General features: G+C 70.7%; 11 protein-coding genes. 5 read left to right on the top strand and 6 right to left on the bottom strand.

Annotated features, from left to right (window positions below):
- Positions 1 to 78 precede the first annotated feature (78 nt).
- Both N7L95_RS12125 and N7L95_RS12120 read left to right on the top strand, forming a co-directional pair.
- The gene (locus N7L95_RS12125) at positions 79 to 1062 is read left to right on the top strand and encodes an alpha/beta fold hydrolase (RefSeq protein WP_301255517.1); all 984 of its coding nucleotides are present in this window, start codon (positions 79 to 81) and stop codon (positions 1060 to 1062) included.
- 181 nt (positions 1063 to 1243) lie between these two features.
- Positions 1244 to 3814 (top strand): PEP-CTERM sorting domain-containing protein, encoded by a 2571-nt coding sequence (locus N7L95_RS12120; RefSeq protein ID WP_301255516.1) that lies wholly within the window; start codon positions 1244 to 1246, stop codon positions 3812 to 3814.
- Positions 3815 to 3865: 51 nt separating this feature from the next.
- Here N7L95_RS12120 and N7L95_RS12115 read toward each other — a convergent pair whose 3' ends face one another.
- On the bottom strand, positions 3866 to 4516 hold the full coding sequence (locus tag N7L95_RS12115) for a chalcone isomerase family protein (protein WP_301255515.1): 651 nt from the start codon (positions 4514 to 4516) through the stop codon (positions 3866 to 3868).
- 315 nt (positions 4517 to 4831) lie between these two features.
- Here N7L95_RS12115 and N7L95_RS12110 point away from each other — a divergent pair, with 315 nt between their 5' ends.
- Positions 4832 to 5797, top strand: a complete 966-nt coding sequence (locus tag N7L95_RS12110; RefSeq protein ID WP_301255514.1) for a SphA family protein — start codon at positions 4832 to 4834, stop codon at positions 5795 to 5797.
- Positions 5798 to 5819: 22 nt separating this feature from the next.
- Here N7L95_RS12110 and N7L95_RS12105 read toward each other — a convergent pair whose 3' ends face one another.
- Entirely contained in the window at positions 5820 to 6158 is a 339-nt protein-coding gene (locus tag N7L95_RS12105) for a hypothetical protein (protein ID WP_301255513.1), read from the bottom strand.
- A gap of 136 nt (positions 6159 to 6294) precedes the next feature.
- On the opposite strand from N7L95_RS12105, the gene N7L95_RS12100 reads away from it, so the two are divergent.
- A complete protein-coding gene (locus N7L95_RS12100; protein ID WP_301255512.1) occupies positions 6295 to 6828 on the top strand; it encodes a GNAT family N-acetyltransferase in 534 nt (177 codons plus the stop codon).
- A gap of 603 nt (positions 6829 to 7431) precedes the next feature.
- A complete protein-coding gene (locus N7L95_RS12095; protein WP_301255511.1) occupies positions 7432 to 8988 on the top strand; it encodes a M28 family metallopeptidase in 1557 nt (518 codons plus the stop codon).
- Between the two features lie 99 nt (positions 8989 to 9087).
- Here N7L95_RS12095 and N7L95_RS12090 read toward each other — a convergent pair whose 3' ends face one another.
- The 4 genes from N7L95_RS12090 to N7L95_RS12075 form a co-directional block, all read right to left on the bottom strand.
- The gene (locus tag N7L95_RS12090; protein WP_301255510.1) at positions 9088 to 10290 is read right to left on the bottom strand and encodes an NAD(P)/FAD-dependent oxidoreductase; all 1203 of its coding nucleotides are present in this window, start codon (positions 10288 to 10290) and stop codon (positions 9088 to 9090) included.
- A complete protein-coding gene (locus tag N7L95_RS12085) occupies positions 10283 to 13690 on the bottom strand; it encodes a LodA/GoxA family CTQ-dependent oxidase (protein WP_301255509.1) in 3408 nt (1135 codons plus the stop codon). Before N7L95_RS12085 ends, N7L95_RS12090 begins: the two co-directional genes overlap by 8 nt.
- Positions 13691 to 13945: 255 nt before the next feature.
- Positions 13946 to 14347 carry a cupin domain-containing protein gene (locus N7L95_RS12080; protein ID WP_301255508.1) on the bottom strand — a complete coding sequence of 134 codons (402 nt, stop codon included), beginning with the start codon at positions 14345 to 14347 and terminating at the stop codon, positions 13946 to 13948.
- 103 nt (positions 14348 to 14450) lie between these two features.
- Entirely contained in the window at positions 14451 to 15323 is an 873-nt protein-coding gene (locus N7L95_RS12075) for an AraC family transcriptional regulator (RefSeq protein ID WP_301255507.1), read from the bottom strand.
- Positions 15324 to 15340: the final 17 nt, after the last annotated feature.

Below are 15340 nucleotides of genomic sequence, written 5' to 3'. Positions count from 1 at the left end.
CCCGGCGCCGGGCAGTTGCGACCCGGGCCAGCCAATTCAGCAAGCGCTGTGCCTCTCCTACTTTCGATCTGAAGCGACATGCAGACACCGCACGGCGCCACCGGCGACCAGCTCATCGACACCGGCGACGGCCATCGGCTGTGGTGGTCGCAAGGGGGCGACCCGCACGGCCCCACCGTGCTCGTCATTCACGGCGGGCCGGGCGGCCGCACCCGGCCGGAACCCGTGGCCTGGTTGCAGGGGCTGCCCGTGCGCTGGGTCTGCTGGGACCAGCGCGGCTGCGGCCGCAGCGAGCCGGCCGGCGAGTGCCGGCACAACACCCTGCGGCACCTGCTGGCCGATATCGAGCGCCTGCGTGCCCACTTGCGGCTGGGCCGGCTGGCGCTGCTGGCCGGCTCCTGGGGCGCGGTGCCGGCGCTTGAATACGCCTGTCTCCGGCCGCAGTCGGTCCGCGGGCTGTTTCTGCGCAGCGCCTTCCTCGGCAGGCGTGACGAGATCGACGCCTACTGCGCTGCCTGGGACCGTTGGCTCGGCGATGCCGGGCGGCGCCTGCTGCAGCTGCCACCGGGCGGCACGGCCGCCCTGCTGCGCGGGGCAGCACAACGGCCGCCCTCTGGCCTGCTGCTGCAGGCGTGGACCGCCTTCGAAGCCGCGCATGCAGCCGCTGGTGGCGCGGCCGGTGAATGGCCGGGCGCCACGGCAGCGGAAATCGACCCGCAGCAAGCGGCCGCCTGGGCGGTGTTCGCGCAATTCATGCGCCACGCCTGTTTTCTGCCGCACGGCGCGCAGCAACGCTGGCACCGACGGCTCTCGGCCTGGCGCAGCGGGCCGCTTGCATTCGTCCATGGCTTGCGCGATACCACCTGCCCTCCGGCCAACACCGAATGGCTGGCTGCGGCCGCGGGGGGCGCGGCCGAGGTGCACCTGGTGGCCGATGCCGGCCACCGCACCGCCGACCCGGCCCTTGCGCCGGTGCTGCGAGAGGCGGTGCGGCGCTGGGCGCTCGCCTTGTGTGCCGAGTCCGGCCCACCGCCTGGACGCGATCACCCCGGCGGGCACTGAGCGCCCGAGGTACCCGGGCTGACCCGGCCCCCTGGCTGAGGGGGCCGGGCATGCCGGTGCACGGATATGTTGGCGACGCGCCGGGCGCGTGTGCCTGCCTGTCCCGCCGCGCTGCCGGCTCGCATGCCGGGCCGGCAATGCAGGCCACCCCTCGGCTGCCATCAACCTTCAAGGAGCCATCATGCGAAGTCGGCACGCCCTTCGTTTCCCCCCTGCCAGCCTGCGCCCGCCCCGCCGCGGCCACTGGCGACCCGCCCTGCGACGGGCGGCATTGGCACTGGCGGCCCAGCTGGCGCTGGCGGGGCCGGCCGCCTGGGCGATCGACACGCACTGGACGGGGGCCCAGGGGCCCGACCAGTCCTTCTGGGACCTGCTGCCCAACTGGTCCGCCGGACCACCGGCGAGTGCCTCCACCCGGGCCTTGCTGGGCAGCGCCGACACCGAGCTGCGCAGCGGCTTCTTCGAGGTCGACAAGGTCTATGGCACCGGCAGGCTGCGACTCAGCGGCGGCGAGCTGCGCCTGACCGGCGAAGGCTCGGCGCTCGGCACGCTCGACTTCGCGGGCGGGCGCATCACGGGGGTCGGCTCCACCACCTTGCAGCGGCTCGACTGGACCGCCGGCGAGGTGCTCGTCAACCCCAACACCTGGGGCGACGGCGCCACGCTGATCGTGCTGGGGGCGGCGCGCCTGTCGGGCAGCGGGAACAAGTACCTCGACTACGCCACCCGGCTGGAATTGCTCGGCGAGACGACCTTCGCTGCGGACATGCAGGGCGGCGGTTTCGACGGCGGGCTGCTGGTCGGCGGCGGTGGCCGGCTGCACGACCAGGCGACGCAGGGCAGCCGCACCGTCCAGGTGGGCGGCGGGCTGGTCAACGACGGCAGCTACCTGAAGACCGGCAGCGGCTCCACCGTGCTGAGCCTCTCCTATGGCGGGGCGCGCTTCGAGAACCACGGGCTGTTGCGTGTGGAGGCGGGCGCCCTGAACTTTGAGGCCGGCTCGGCCGGCGCCAGCTGGAGCAACAGCGGCGTGATCGAGGTGCTGCGCAACACCTCGATGGCGATCGACCTGTACCGCGGTGACTGGACGCATACCGGCAGCATCCGGGTCGACGGCAGCATGAGCGTGTCCACGCCGCGCACCTACCTCAACAGCAGTGGCCAGTGGACGGTGGGCAGTGACGGCCGGCTCCGCTTCGCCGACTGGCGCTTCGACGAGCACGCGGTGACCGCCGTCTTCAGCGGCAGCCGCAGCATCATCGACAACAGTGGCGAGCTCAGCTTCAGCGGTGGCAGCTACCTGTTCCGCGAAGGCGGGCGCATCACCGGCCGAGGGCAGGTGAACGTCCTGGAGGGCGCGGCGCTGACCATCGACGGGGCGCTGGAGGTGGGCGCGCTGCGGGTGGCCGAGCGGGCGTGGATCAATGGGGGGCCGGTCGACAGCGAATTGACCGTCAACGGCAAGATCGTCGTCGACCGTCTGGTGTGGGGCGAAGGGGAGATCCGCGCCAGCGGCGGCATCGTCGTCAACGGCTATGCCGAACTGTACGAGGGCAGCTACGACTTCCTGCAACCGGAGGACTGGTTCCGCAAGCGACTGGACAGCAGCCTGAGCCTCAATGGCGGCGGCTTCTGGGCCGGCGACGCGCCGCTGCTCGGCAGCGGCAGCATCCGCATCGCGGCGGGTACCCGTTTCGAAGACCGCAACGCCCGCCTCATCAGCCAGCCGGATGGCAGCATGGGCGCTGCCCGCATCCGCCTGAGCCACTTCCACAACGCCGGCACCTACCTGAAGACCGGGCGCGGCCACACCGCGCTGGAGACGCCCCTGCTCAACGAGGGCCGCCTGCGTGTGCAGGCCGGACGCATGACGCTGGCCGGCCCGGTGGACAACCGCGGCGCGCTGGAGGTCGACAACGCGCGTCTCGACGTCAACGGCCCGCTTGCGCAATGGGACCCTGCCGCGCGCAAGCTCACGGCGGGAACCTATGTGATGCGCAATGGCACGCTGGGCCTGAACCTCGGCTCGGCCGCCGGCATCGTGCACAACGCCGGCACCGTGGTGCTCGATGGCCCGCTGGCCCGCATGTCCAACACCTGGAACGGCGGCAACCGGCAGGCACTGGCGGAGCTGGGCATCAACGACAATCGGCTCGAGTTGCACCGTGGCGCGGTGCTGCAGACCGACACGTCGCTCATCAACCGCGGCACGGTCGGCATCTATTCCGACAGCACGCTGAGCATTGGCGGCGTCTATCGCCAGGAGGGCGACGGCGCGCAGACCTGGGTGTCACACCTGTTCGACGCCACCTTGTTCGACCTGCGGGGCGGCAGCTTCGGTGCCGGCGCCGACGGCAAGGTCGCCACCGGCGAGCTGCGGGGCGGCGACTTGCTGCTGGGCGCCACCCGCTTCGTGGTGGACGTGCTGGCGGCCGACACCTACGACCTGCTCAAGGTGGCCGGCGCCGCCACACTGGGCGGCGTGCTGGCGGTCGATTTCGAGCCTGGCGTGACGTCCGGTACCTTCCGGGTACTCACGGCCGACGGCGGCATCGACGGCACCTTTGCCTCGCTCACCAGCAACCTTGACCCGACGCTGTACCGGCTCACCGCGGTCTATGGCGACACCTATGTCGACCTGATGATCGGCGGCGTGGCGGCCGTGCCCGAGCCGGGCAGCTATGCGCTGATGGGACTGGGCCTGCTTGGCATCGTGGGCTGGACACGTCGCCGCCTCGGCCGCGGCGGCTGAGGCCACCATGCAGGGCCGCGCCCGCGCCGCATACGGCCCGGGCGCGGCGGCTCAGCCAGGCTGGCCCAGCAGCGCGTTGCGGGTGGAGGCGCGAACGCGCGGGCCGATCCACACCTTCATCATCATCTGGTAGAAGCTTTCGCCCTTGATGAGCTCGCCCACGCGCTCGCCGTTGAGGCGGAACTCGGTGGTTTGCGTGGCCGGCATCCAGTCGATCGTCACCATGTCGCTCTTGCGCAGTTCCTTGCGGGTACCGAACACGGCGCCGAGCTGGGAGGTCTGCACGATGTTGGCCGTGAATTCCTCACTGCTGTTGTTCTGGCGAATGCGGTCCAGCAGCGCATTGCTCAGGTCGCGCGCCGAGACGTCGCGCACCATGAAGTACTGGATGCGCTTGGGGCCCTTCACTGCGAGCGCGGCTTCCATGGTGGTCTGCTTGGCCGGCAGGTAGAAGGCGACGGCGGTGGACTTGGCCGACAGGATGCTGGACAGCCCGGCGCCGTTGAGCACCAGGTTCTGCCCGGCCACCTGGGCCGCCGCATCGAAGCGGAAGCCTTCCACTTCGATGCCGCCAGCGGACGCAGCGGCGGCCGGGGTGGATGCCGTCGGTTCATTGGCGAGGACGCCGCCGGCGGCGGCGGCAAGCGTCACCAGCGCGCAGGCGCGCAGGAGGGCAGCGAGGGGAGCAGGAGCGAACAACATGGCGATACGGCGGATCGGGGCGCGAGGGTCGCGGGAGCGGGCCGGGGAAGACCCGGTTCGTGGAAAAACGTTACATGTTATGCCCCGAGTCCCCTGATATATCAATCAGGTGTCTCCCTGCAACAACATGTAAGGGAATTCCTCGAATGGGACGCTTCTCCTCGTTATGATCGCGGCCCGATCGACCCGGCAAAGCACCGGTTCGGCCGCGCTACGCGAGGCGCGCACCCCCGAGGGGCCTGGCTGCCAGGGCCGGCCCCGACCCGCACCAGGGGCGGACCCTGCCGGTCCGCCGAGAGCCTTCGAGAGACCGACATGACATTGCATCGCCCCGTTTTGCTGGCCCTGATCGCCGCCGGCCTCGCCACTTCCGCCGTCGCGACCGAGAAGCGGCAGGTGCGCGCCCTGCTGGGCGGTCCGGCGCAGGAGCTGACCACGCCCCAGTTCCCGGGCCTGTACGGCCAGGTCTGGCTGCAGCACTACAGTGCTGACAAGCTGCGCGACGACGACGGCGACCGCTACAGCCTGACGGCCGGCGGGCAGCCGGTGAAGGTGAAGTCGGACATCGAAGCCACCGTGCTGGTGCCGCGGCTGACCTACATGTCGGAGCAGCGCTTCTTCGAAGGCCGCTGGGGCACCTCGGTGTCGCTGCCCATCGTGCACCAGCGCACGCGGGTTTCCCTGTCGGGCAACCTGCCGGCTGCCAGCCTGGAGGCCGGTGGCCGCAGCCAGTCGGGCAGCGAAAGCGGCCTCGGCGATACCGAGATCTCGACCTTCCTCGACTGGCAGACCGACGACTACCGCATCGTCACCAGCTTCGGCGCGGTCGCACCGACCGGCGACTACGACAAGAAGCGGGCGGTCAACCCCGGCGCCGGCAACTACTGGACGTTCCGGCCCATCCTGGTCGCGTCGTATGTGTGGGAGAACGGCTTCGAGGTCGGCTCGCGCACCACCTACTCCTTCAACACCCGCAACCGCGACACCAAGGTCCGCTCCGGCCAGTACCTGCACAGCGACCTGAGCGCGCTGTACCGGGTCAATGACACCACGCGGGTGGGCCTGCAGGGTTTCGTGCTGAAGCAGACCACCGACGATCACGGCGGCGACCAGGCGACCCACTTCAACGATGTGCAGGCACTGGGCCTCGGGCCGGTGGTGGGCTACACCTCGGAGAGCGGGCGCTGGGCGGCCGATGCCAAGGTGCTGCGCGAGTTTGCGGTGCGCGACCGGCCGGAAGGCACCATCACCTACCTGCGCCTGCAGGTGCGGCTGGACTGAGGCCCGTGCCCTGGCGGGCTGCTCAGGCCTGCCACACGCCGTAGCCCGCCTCGCGCAGGGCAATGGCCAGTTCCACCTCCATCTCCCGCGCGCCGTCGTAGGGCATGGGGTTGTACACCTCGTAGAGCTGCGGCAACAGCCGCAGCCCGTACTCCCGCACGAAGCGGTTGGACTGGATGCCGGCCTTGTGCTTGTCAAAGCGCAGATCTGGGTCCAGTCCCGTCATGCCGACGTAGACGCAGGGCCGGCTCAGGCAGTAGTGCGGGTTGGCCTTGCGAAAGCGCGGCTCGCGCCACACCGCGTCGGACAGCTCGACGACGTAGACATGGTGGTGGTGCAGGCCTCGGGTGCGGCGCTTCATGGGGCGGGTGATGCAAAGGCGGCCGGCGGCCGCTGTCCGGGGCCCCGATGATAGGGCGCTGCCTGCTGTGCTAGCGTCGCGCCTTTTGCTTGCCTCTGCTGGGCGGCGCCCCGCGCCCTGCGTCGCCGCTCCTCCCTTGCCCCGCCTGCCCACCTTGCCGACCACCCCTGCCACTACCTTCCACTGGCGCGCCATGGGCGCTGCCGACCTGAGCGCCGTGCTCGACATTGCCGGCCGCGTGCATCCTGCCTATCCCGAAGACGCCGCGGTCTTCGCCGAGCGGCTGCGCCTGCATCCGCCCGGCTGCCTCGTGCTGGTGCGGCAGGGGCGGCTCGCTGGCTATGCCATCGGCCACCCCTGGCGGGCCGGCCGTCCGCCGGCCCTGAACTCCCTGCTCGGCACGCTGCCGCCTGCGCCGGACACCTATTACCTGCACGACCTGGCGCTGCTGCCCGAGGCACGCGGCAGTGGCGCGGCCAGCGCCTTCATCGAAGTGCTGCTCGCATGCGCGTGGGAGGCGAAGCTTGCGCAGCTGTCGCTGGTGGCGGTCAACCACTCAGCGAGCTTCTGGCAGCGCCACGGCTTCCGTGCGGTGGAGGATGTGGCCTTGCAGGAGCAGCTCCGCACCTATGACAGCGCAGCCTGCATGATGGTGCGGCCACTGCGGTGAGGCGCCGGCTGGCCTGGCAATTAGTAAAGTCACTGAAGTAGTTGGTGGCGCCTGTTCCGGGCCGGCCGAGCGGCAGCAGCTTGAAGCCACTGTAGTTACGGCGCGCCACCGTTCTGCGAGGGACGATCGTTGCATCGGCGCACCGCTCGGAAACCCTCACATCAGAAGCAAGGCCGACACGCTAGGCACGGCGGTGCCTGCACGCCTCCAGCGACCCTCCGCGGCGCCCTCCGCAGCGCTGCTCCTGCAGGGACAAGATCCCTTTGCTGCGCAGCAGCAGTTCTTCGCGTCTGAATGAATTCCGGGTAAAAGCGCACGAAATAAGGCCGGCACGGCCCTTGCATTCTCGTCGCCCGGCATGTGTGCGGCACCGCAGCACAGGGAAAGACGGGCCGTTTTTGCACAAGACGGACGGCATCGCTGCTGCTTTATGTGCATGCACATCGAATGCGCCGTCGTGGGGCAGCACAGTGCGCAGGCACCAAGTGGTTACGGTTTGATAAACGCAAGGTCCTGCTGGCTGTAGATACTGCCTTTTCCAAACCTTACTGAGCGGTAAATGCTCAACATCGTCAGGAACTGACTTTGATCGGAGACAAATTGGTGAAGCGAAATAACTATCCCACCCCGGGAGCGAAGGCCTGGATCGGCGCGTCCATGATGGCCGTGGCGGCCATGATGGCCGCCTGCGGTGGCGGCGGTGGGGACGATGACGAACCGGCACCGGCACCGACCCCCGCACCGGCGCCGACCTGCGCGACGCAGGTGAACGACACCAAGGAAAAGCTGATGGCCTGCGTCACGCTGCAAGGCGTGAAGGCTCGCCTGCAGACCCTGCAGGACATCTCCAACGCCAATGGCGGCAACCGCGCCTCCGGCAACCCGGGCCACCTGAAGTCGGTGGAGTACGCCGAGAAGGTGTTCAAGGACGCCGGCTACGACGTGAGCCGCCAGACCTTCAGCTTCATCGTGTTCGAGGACAAGGGCGGCAGCGTGCTGGAGCAGCTGACCCCGACGCCGGTGACGCCGATCGCGCACCAGGTCATGTCCTACTCGGGTTCCGGCACGGCGAACGCCACCGTCACCAAGGTGGCCAACCTGGGTTGCAACGAGGCCGATTTCGCCGGCTTCACCGCAGGCCACATCGCGCTGATCAGCCGCGGCGAGTGCCCGTTCGGCCAGAAGGCCACCAATGCGGTGGCCAAGGGCGCCTCCGGCGTGGTGATCTACAACAACGCCGACGGTGACCTCAACGGCACGCTGGGCGACACCTTCACCGGCAATGTCCCGGTGGTGTCGGTCTCCAAGGCGGTGGGCACCGAGCTGGCCGGCAAGGCAGGCCTGACGATGCGCATCGTCACCTCGACCACCCGCACGACCACCGAGACCTACAACGTCATTGCCGAATCCAAGACCGGCGATGCAACCCGCGTTGTGATGGCTGGCGCCCACCTGGACTCCGTCCATGAAGGCCCGGGCATCAACGACAACGGCACGGGCTCGGCCGCCATCCTCGAGACGGCAGTGCAGATGGCCAAGGTCACGCCGCGCAACAAGGTGCGCTTCGCCCTGTGGGGTGCCGAGGAATCGGGCCTGCTGGGTTCCGAGCACTATGTGGCGACCCTGAGCGCGGAAGAGAAGGCGAAGATCCAGCTGTACATGAACTTCGACATGATCGGCTCGCCCAACCCCGGCTACTTCATCTACGACGGCGACAACTCCGACAATGAAGGTGAAGGCGCGGGTCCGGAAGGCTCCGCTGGCATCGAGAAGACCTTCGAGGCCTTCTACACCGAGCGCGGCAAGCCGTTCCAGGGCACCGATTTCGACGGTCGTTCCGACTACGGTCCCTTCATCGCCAATGACATCCCTGCCGGTGGCCTGTTCACCGGTGCGGAAGACATCATGACGCCCGAGCAGGCGGCACTGTGGGGCGGTGAGGCTGGCAAGGCCTTCGACAAGTGCTACCACCAGGCTTGCGACGACATGACCAACCTGAACGACGCCGCACTGGACCTGAACTCCGACGCGGTGGCCTACGCCACGCTGCACTACGCCATGAGCACGGAAGAAGTGCGTGCCAAGGCGCTCAGCGCGACGAAGGGCAAGTACGTCCCGCCGTCCGACATGCGTCCGAAGCACCTGCCGGTCCTCCGGTAAGGGCTGCATGAGGGGCTGGCTGCCGCCCGCGGCGGCCGCCCCTGTCGCGATTCACTCGATCTCTGCCGCAGTGCGCCTCCGGGTGCCCTGCGGCTTTTTTCATGGGGACTGCGCGAGCGCCTGCGCCGCCTGGGCGCGCCGCTGCCAGAAGGGGTGGGCCTGCCAGCGCCGCTCCAGCGCGTAGTAGGCCGCCCGCTCCTGCAGGTAGCGGCCGCAGTCCTGGTCCAGCGCCGCTTCGTAGGCCGCCATGCTCTCCAGGGCCCGGGCACTGCCCGGCACAGGCAGGCACTCGAGCGCGGCGGCGGCCGCGGCCGCCGCGCCGCGCAGCGCGCGCACCACGCCGCTGCCCGAGATCGGGTCCACCGCCAGGGCCGCATCGCCCACCGCCAGCCAGGCCGCCGATCCCGGCGGCCGCCACAAGCGATGGCTGGCCGCCGAACAGGCGCGCGGTCCCCAGCGCAAGGTGTGGCCGGCCAGGCGCTGCCGGGTGGCCGGCGCATCTTCGAGGCGCGCTTGCCAGTGGCGGGCCTCGGCCAGGCCGGCGCGGCCGCACAGGTCGGCATCGGTGAACAGCATGGCCACCATGCCGGCGCCGCTGCATCCGCCAGGCAGGGGGGCCGAGTACCACCAGCCCTCCGGAGCCGTCTCGACCAGCACCACCTGCTGCGCGGCGGCAGCCTGTCCGGGCCCGGGGCCCCAGGCGGCAGGTGCCCAGTGGGCCGCCACGCCCACCAGTGGGTCGAACAACAGCCGGCGTGCGCCGAGCCGGCGTGCAAGCCGAGCCTGCCGGCCTGTGGCGTCGATCAGCAGGCGGGCCTGCAGGACGCCGCCCGCGCCAGGGCAGCCCTCGCTGGCGCCAGGCCCCAGCAGTCGCAGCTGCCAGCCGCGCGGGCCCGGCGTGCAGGCCTGCACCGTGCAGCCGTCGAGCCGGCGGGCTCCGGCGCTGACGGCAGCGTCAGCCAGGAGGCGGTCGAAGGCCAGGCGGTCGACATGCCAGCCACAGCCCCAGGCGCTTTGCAGATGGCTGTGGGTTTGCTCCTCGTCGGTGCCCCAGCGGCTGCGTGTGCCCCACGACGGTGCCGTGGCCAGCGCGGTGAAGCCGTGCCAGACGCCCAGTGCCTGCAGCAGCGGCTGCACCGCCGGTGCAAGCGACTCGCCGACCCGGGGGGCCTGGAAGCGGCTGCCTTCGACCAGCACCACCCGCCAGCCGGCGAGTGCCAGCCGCCGCGCCGTGGCGGCGCCGGCCGGGCCGGCGCCGACCACCACCACGTCGGCCTGGCCGCCGGGTGCCGGCTCAGCCATCCTGGTTGCCGCGGCGGGTGGCGCGGCCCTCGGCGCAGAAGCTGGCGAGGCACTTGCGGGCCAGCTCCAGGTCGATGCCCGCTTCGTGCAGGCGGCGTTCCAGCTCGGCATCGAGCACATGGCCCCGGGTCAGCAGGCAGCGCAGCAGCCGGCACAGGCGCTCGTCGCGCTCCTGCAGCAGGTCTTGCAGGCTGCCGCCGGCCCCCCCGGTGGCATCGTGGTCGCCGCCGCGCCAGACGGCAGCGGTGAGCTGCTGCTCGCGGGTGAAGGGCAAGCCCTTGCGGGTGCGGCCGCGCGCCCGCAGGCGCACACGCCAGACGCCCGGGCTGGCGGCCTGGAAGTCGCCCTGGTAGCGCCCCGCTTCCGCCATGGCCAGCGGGACCTCGGTGCGGCTGCCGTCGGGGCGCGTGAGCTCGGCCCACACGCTGGCCTCGCCCTGCAGCGGCAGGCCGGACTGCGTCAGCGTCGCGGTGAGCTGCACACCGGCGCCGGGCTCATGGCTGTCCTGCCGTGCCTGGCCGCGCAGCGACACGCTCGAATAGCTGTGCACGACCAGGCTGTACGGCAGGCTGCGCCGCCCGGCGGCGGCCGCCTGCGCTGCGGCGGCGGTGGCGCCGGCAGCGCTTGCCTGCGCAACGCTGAAGGCGCGCCCGAGCTCGCCCGGCAGGGCAGGCGGCGGGCGGCGTCCGGCCTGCAGCGCCTGCGGCGAGTGCAGGCCCTGGAGGATGCCGTGGTCGGCGCCGTCGGGGCTGCCTTCGCTGGGCTGGTGGCGCGGCTCGCCGATGCGCAGCAGTGCATGCCAGGTGCCCTGCTGGTCGTAGCGGCCGGCCACCAGTTGCACGGGCAGCACCAGCCGGTAGTAGCAGACGCCGTGGGCCGCCACGAAGCGCATGCCCGGCTCACTGGCGGCCCGCCAGGGTTCCAGCAGCAGGCCGTTGGGCGTCTGCAGCCGGAAGTCGATGGCTTGCGGATAGGGGGTCAGCAGGATCACGTCCACGCCGGCATCGGCCTCGCTCAGCACGAAGGGAATGCGGTGCACGGCGCCCGGCCGCAGCTCACCGTCCGGGTCGAGCACCACCTCGGCATTGCTGACGCCGGCCAGGATCTGCAGGAAGTACTTCTGCAGCAGGAAGCGGTTGTCGGTGTCGATGGCACCGGTCACCAGCAGGAAGCCGCCATGGTTGCCGGACACCGTCTGCAGTGCTGCGGCACTGGTGTTCTGCGGCGTGCCGAGGCCCACTGCATAGGTGCGCTCGTTGATCTCGCCGGCCACGTCGGCGATGTAGCGGGCGCGGTTCTCCTTGCCGTCGGTCAGCACCACCAGCGCTTTCAGGTCGTAGCCGGCGCCGGCGGCGTCGAGGATCTGGCGGCCCTCATGGATGCCGTCGCCGATGGAGGTCGCCCCTTGCGGGTCGAGCTGGTTGCCGTTGATGAGGTCCACGGTCTGGTTGCGGTTCAGGTCCGACAGGCCGCCGCCGCCCAGCGCGAGCACCGGCTGCAGGGCCTGCGCGTCCTCGTTGTAGCGGACGATGCCCACGCCGTCGCCTTCCAGCATCACGTCCACGAACACACCGGCCGCCTGCTGCAAGGCCACCTGCTTGGAGGTGCCGTCGCCGCGGTCCTCGGCCATGCTGCCGGAGCGGTCGAGCACCAGCGCCGCAGCGGCCGTCTTGCGTGCGACGGTGTTGCCGTCGATGCTGACGCTCCATTGCTGTCCGCTCACCGGCTCGCGCACCGTGACCACTTGCGTGGGCAGGGCCGAAGGCGCCAGGCCGGTGCGGTAGACCACCCACAGGCGGGCTGTGGCCACGCTGCTGCCCGCCGTGGGTCCCACCGTGACGCTGGTGTTGGCGGCCACCAGCTGCGGGTGCGCCGGCGCGCCGCCGGGGGCGTACTCCAGCGTCACGGCGGCGGCGGTCGAGACCACTTCGAAGCTGATGGCCAGCGGCTGCTCGCGCACCATGCCCATCGGCCCCTGCGGGATGTCGACGAAGTCGAGATGGGGCGTGAGCAGCGTGATGCTGGCCTCGCCACAGCGGTCCACCTCGACATGCTCGCTGCCTTGCCTCACCACGAAGCCCAGCGTGTGCCACTTCGCCACCATGTCCTCGTAGCTGCCGACGCCACGGTCCCATTCGACATAGCCGGCGTTGCTTTGCGGCCGGACCTGGTTGGGTCGCGGCACCGGCCACCAGTTGTCGGCGCAGGCGTTGAAGTCGGCCTGCCAGGGCAGGGCCATCGTGGCGGTGATGCCGCCGGGCGCCACGGCCGCGGCGTTGATGCGCAGGAAGCCCTGGTAGTTGGCCGCCGTGACGATGGGCCGCTGGCTGTCATCCAGCCCGCCGGCCTCGATGCCGGGGAAGAAGGCGCCGCCCACGCCGGCCTCCAGCGCCGCGCGGTCCAGGCCGTCCGGGTCGAGCGCGGCCTCGGGCAGGGGCACGCCGGCCCAGTCGTTGTCGAAGTTGCCGTCCTTCCAGCGTTGCATGTGGGCGTATTGCACCGCGGTGAGGGCAGAGTCGCCGCCGTTGAGGGCCGGCATGTTGCCGCCCGGGCGCAGCCGGTTGAAGATGGCCTCGCGCAGCGGCTGGCTCACCACCGGGTCCGGCCAGCCGTGGGCGAAGGTCTCATAGACCCACTTCGTGTCGCGGGCGCGCTGCAGGATGGGGTAGACGTCCCGCGTGTAGCTGGTGGTGGCAGGCGCACTGGCGTGCCCGGCGTCCACCATGGCCTGGAACACCCGGTCGTAGAGCGTGACGATGCTGTCCTGGTGCGGCGCGAACTTCGGGGGCGCCACGATCACCCAGGCTCCTTCGACCGCCGGCGTTTCACCGGTGGCCCGGATCTTCACGGTGGCGCTCACCGGGCCGTCGGAGACGTCGTCGTACCAGCCGGCGTTGCCCCAGAAGCTGCCGATGCCATTGCCACCCGGAGAGGCCGAGCGCCCGAGGCCACCCAGCACGATCAAGTGGTTGTCGTCGTCGCTGCGGATCTCGCCCAGCGGCACGGTGGTGGCCTGCTGGCCGGAGAAGCGGATGCTGCCGCTGTCGAACGGCTCGATCTGGTTGGGCCCTTCGAGCGTGCGCGGCCCGGGGTCGATGACCAGGTCGGCCGCCGGCTCGTTGTTGCCGCGGCCGGGGAAGGCGGCCTTGCGGTTGGCAAGGTGCACGGTCCAGGTGATCTCGGCTTGCGCATCGGTGATCTCCTCGACGCTGTTGTCATCATGGTGGGCATAGATGCGAAAGCGCGCCGCCTGGCGCTTGACGCGGCACTGCGCGTCCTTGAAACCGCCGGCCGGCTCGGGGTGGGCGCCCGGTCGCTCCGGGCCGATGAAGAACTCGTCCGGGCTGTTGCCCAGCCGGGCAATGCCAATGGCAGGATGGATCCTGTAGACGGTGGCCATGGTGTTCTCTCCCTGAGTTGACCGATCGCACCTGCAGCGCAGGCGCTGCGCACGGCAGGGTGCGTCGATCAATGAAAGGCGATGGAACCCCGGGCCACCACCCCCCGACTGGGGAGGAGGCCGCTAGGACTTACGCGAAGTCCTGCAGAGGAATTTCACAGCTGTAGGAGTTGCTTCAAGCCCGAAGCGGGCACTGTGGCGCCACGAGGGCGCTGGGTGGCCCGCTGCGGGTGTGGATGGACCCCATCGGCCAGCTCAGCCCGCGGTGGTGCCTCCTGGCGACCCCTGCAGGCGCTGTGCTCCGGCACCGCCCGCGTCACCGGCATCACCATGGTCCAGCAACAAGGTCACCAGCACGGCCGAGTCGCTGCGGGCGCGCAAGGCATGGGGCTGCCCGCCCGGCAACACCACCAGTTGTCCCGGGCCGAGCCGGCGGGTGCCGCCCGGCATCACCACCTCCACATCGCCTTCCAGGCAGTGGATGCTGCATTCGAGGGCGACATGGTGCTGCGGCTGGTCCTGGTGGGCACGCAGCACGAGGTGCAGCAGTTGCAGGCGGTCGGTCTTCAGCAGGCTGGTGCTCACCGCCTGGTCCAGCGCCTCGCCGAGCGGACGGACGCTGATGACATCGAGGGGCTGAGCATGCGGAATGGCCATGGTTCGATCTCCTGGGCGGTCGGTGCGGAAGCCGGTGCGTGCAGCGACGCCCGGCCGACCGTGGTGACCAGCATCTGCGATGCCCGCGGCCGCCGGCCTGGCTTCAGCCGAGCGGCCGGGCCACCTGGGCCGGCGTGACGCCCAGCACGCGGCGCATGCAGCGCGCCATGTGGCTCTGGTGGGCGAAGCCGGCTTCCAGTGCCACCTGGCTGGCCGGCAGGCGGCCGTCCTGCAGCAGGGCCTTGGCCCGGGCCACCCGGCGCTGCACCACGTACTCATGCACCGGCAGGCCGGTGGATCGCTTGAACAGGGTCTTGAAGTGCGAGGCGCTCAGGTCGGCCAGGGCGGCCAGCACGGCCAGCGACAGGTCCTGGTCGAGGTGGGCCTCGATGTACTCCGTCACCCGCTGCAGCTGCCGCGTCGGCAGGCCCTGGCGCGGCATGCGCTGGGGCACCCGGTAGCGCCCGAGCAGGTGCACGGCCAGCGCCATGCCAAGGCTCTCGGTGTACAGCAGGCCGCTCGGGTGGCCGGCACGGCGCTCGGCTTCCAGGGCCCAGGCGATGTGCTCGATCTGCTTGTCCTTGAACTGGTGCCGCGGCTCCAGGCCGGCGGCCCCGGCGGCCACCCCCATGTCGTCGGCCGCCCGCTGCAGCAGGGCCGGCGAGAGCAGCAGGATCAACGAGGTGCTGGCGTCCTGGTCCTCCCAGACGTCGGTGGTGCCGGCCGGAAAGATGTCAAGGTCGCCACGCCGGTAGGTGAAGCGGTGCTGCCCGCAGGTGCCGCGCACCGGCGCGCCCGCATGCAGCCGCAGGCGGTGCTCGGGCCGGGCCTCGAAGCCCGAAATTCCGGCCGGGGTGGTGCGCAGGTCGAGCTTCAGGCCGACGCGGGCGGAGGCCGCCGGCGGCTGCCGGCTCGTCGTGCCAACGGCCGCCGCGTCCGCCTGCCGCTCGGCGGGGGCAACTGCTTCCTTGTCCATCGTCGGTGCTCCTTGCA

This window comes from Eleftheria terrae, assembly GCF_030419005.1.
GTDB lineage: Bacteria > Pseudomonadota > Gammaproteobacteria > Burkholderiales > Burkholderiaceae_C > Caldimonas > Caldimonas terrae.
The sequence above is the reverse complement of the archived record's forward strand: the minus strand, read 5'-3'. Positions and strand labels throughout refer to the sequence as shown.

What these genes read in the sequence shown, in the direction of transcription:
- N7L95_RS12075 (WP_301255507.1), bottom strand. Translation starts at nt 15,323, where the DNA reads ATGGACAAGGAAGCAGTTGCCCCCGCCGAGCGGCAGGCGGACGCGGCG.
- N7L95_RS12080 (WP_301255508.1), bottom strand. Translation starts at nt 14,347, where the DNA reads ATGGCCATTCCGCATGCTCAGCCCCTCGATGTCATCAGCGTCCGTCCG.
- N7L95_RS12090 (WP_301255510.1), bottom strand. Translation starts at nt 10,290, where the DNA reads ATGGCTGAGCCGGCACCCGGCGGCCAGGCCGACGTGGTGGTGGTCGGC.
- N7L95_RS12115 (WP_301255515.1), bottom strand. Translation starts at nt 4,516, where the DNA reads ATGTTGTTCGCTCCTGCTCCCCTCGCTGCCCTCCTGCGCGCCTGCGCG.
- N7L95_RS12110 (WP_301255514.1), top strand. Translation starts at nt 4,832, where the DNA reads ATGACATTGCATCGCCCCGTTTTGCTGGCCCTGATCGCCGCCGGCCTC.
- N7L95_RS12085 (WP_301255509.1), bottom strand. Translation starts at nt 13,690, where the DNA reads ATGGCCACCGTCTACAGGATCCATCCTGCCATTGGCATTGCCCGGCTG.
- N7L95_RS12120 (WP_301255516.1), top strand. Translation starts at nt 1,244, where the DNA reads ATGCGAAGTCGGCACGCCCTTCGTTTCCCCCCTGCCAGCCTGCGCCCG.
- N7L95_RS12105 (WP_301255513.1), bottom strand. Translation starts at nt 6,158, where the DNA reads ATGAAGCGCCGCACCCGAGGCCTGCACCACCACCATGTCTACGTCGTC.
- N7L95_RS12125 (WP_301255517.1), top strand. Translation starts at nt 79, where the DNA reads ATGCAGACACCGCACGGCGCCACCGGCGACCAGCTCATCGACACCGGC.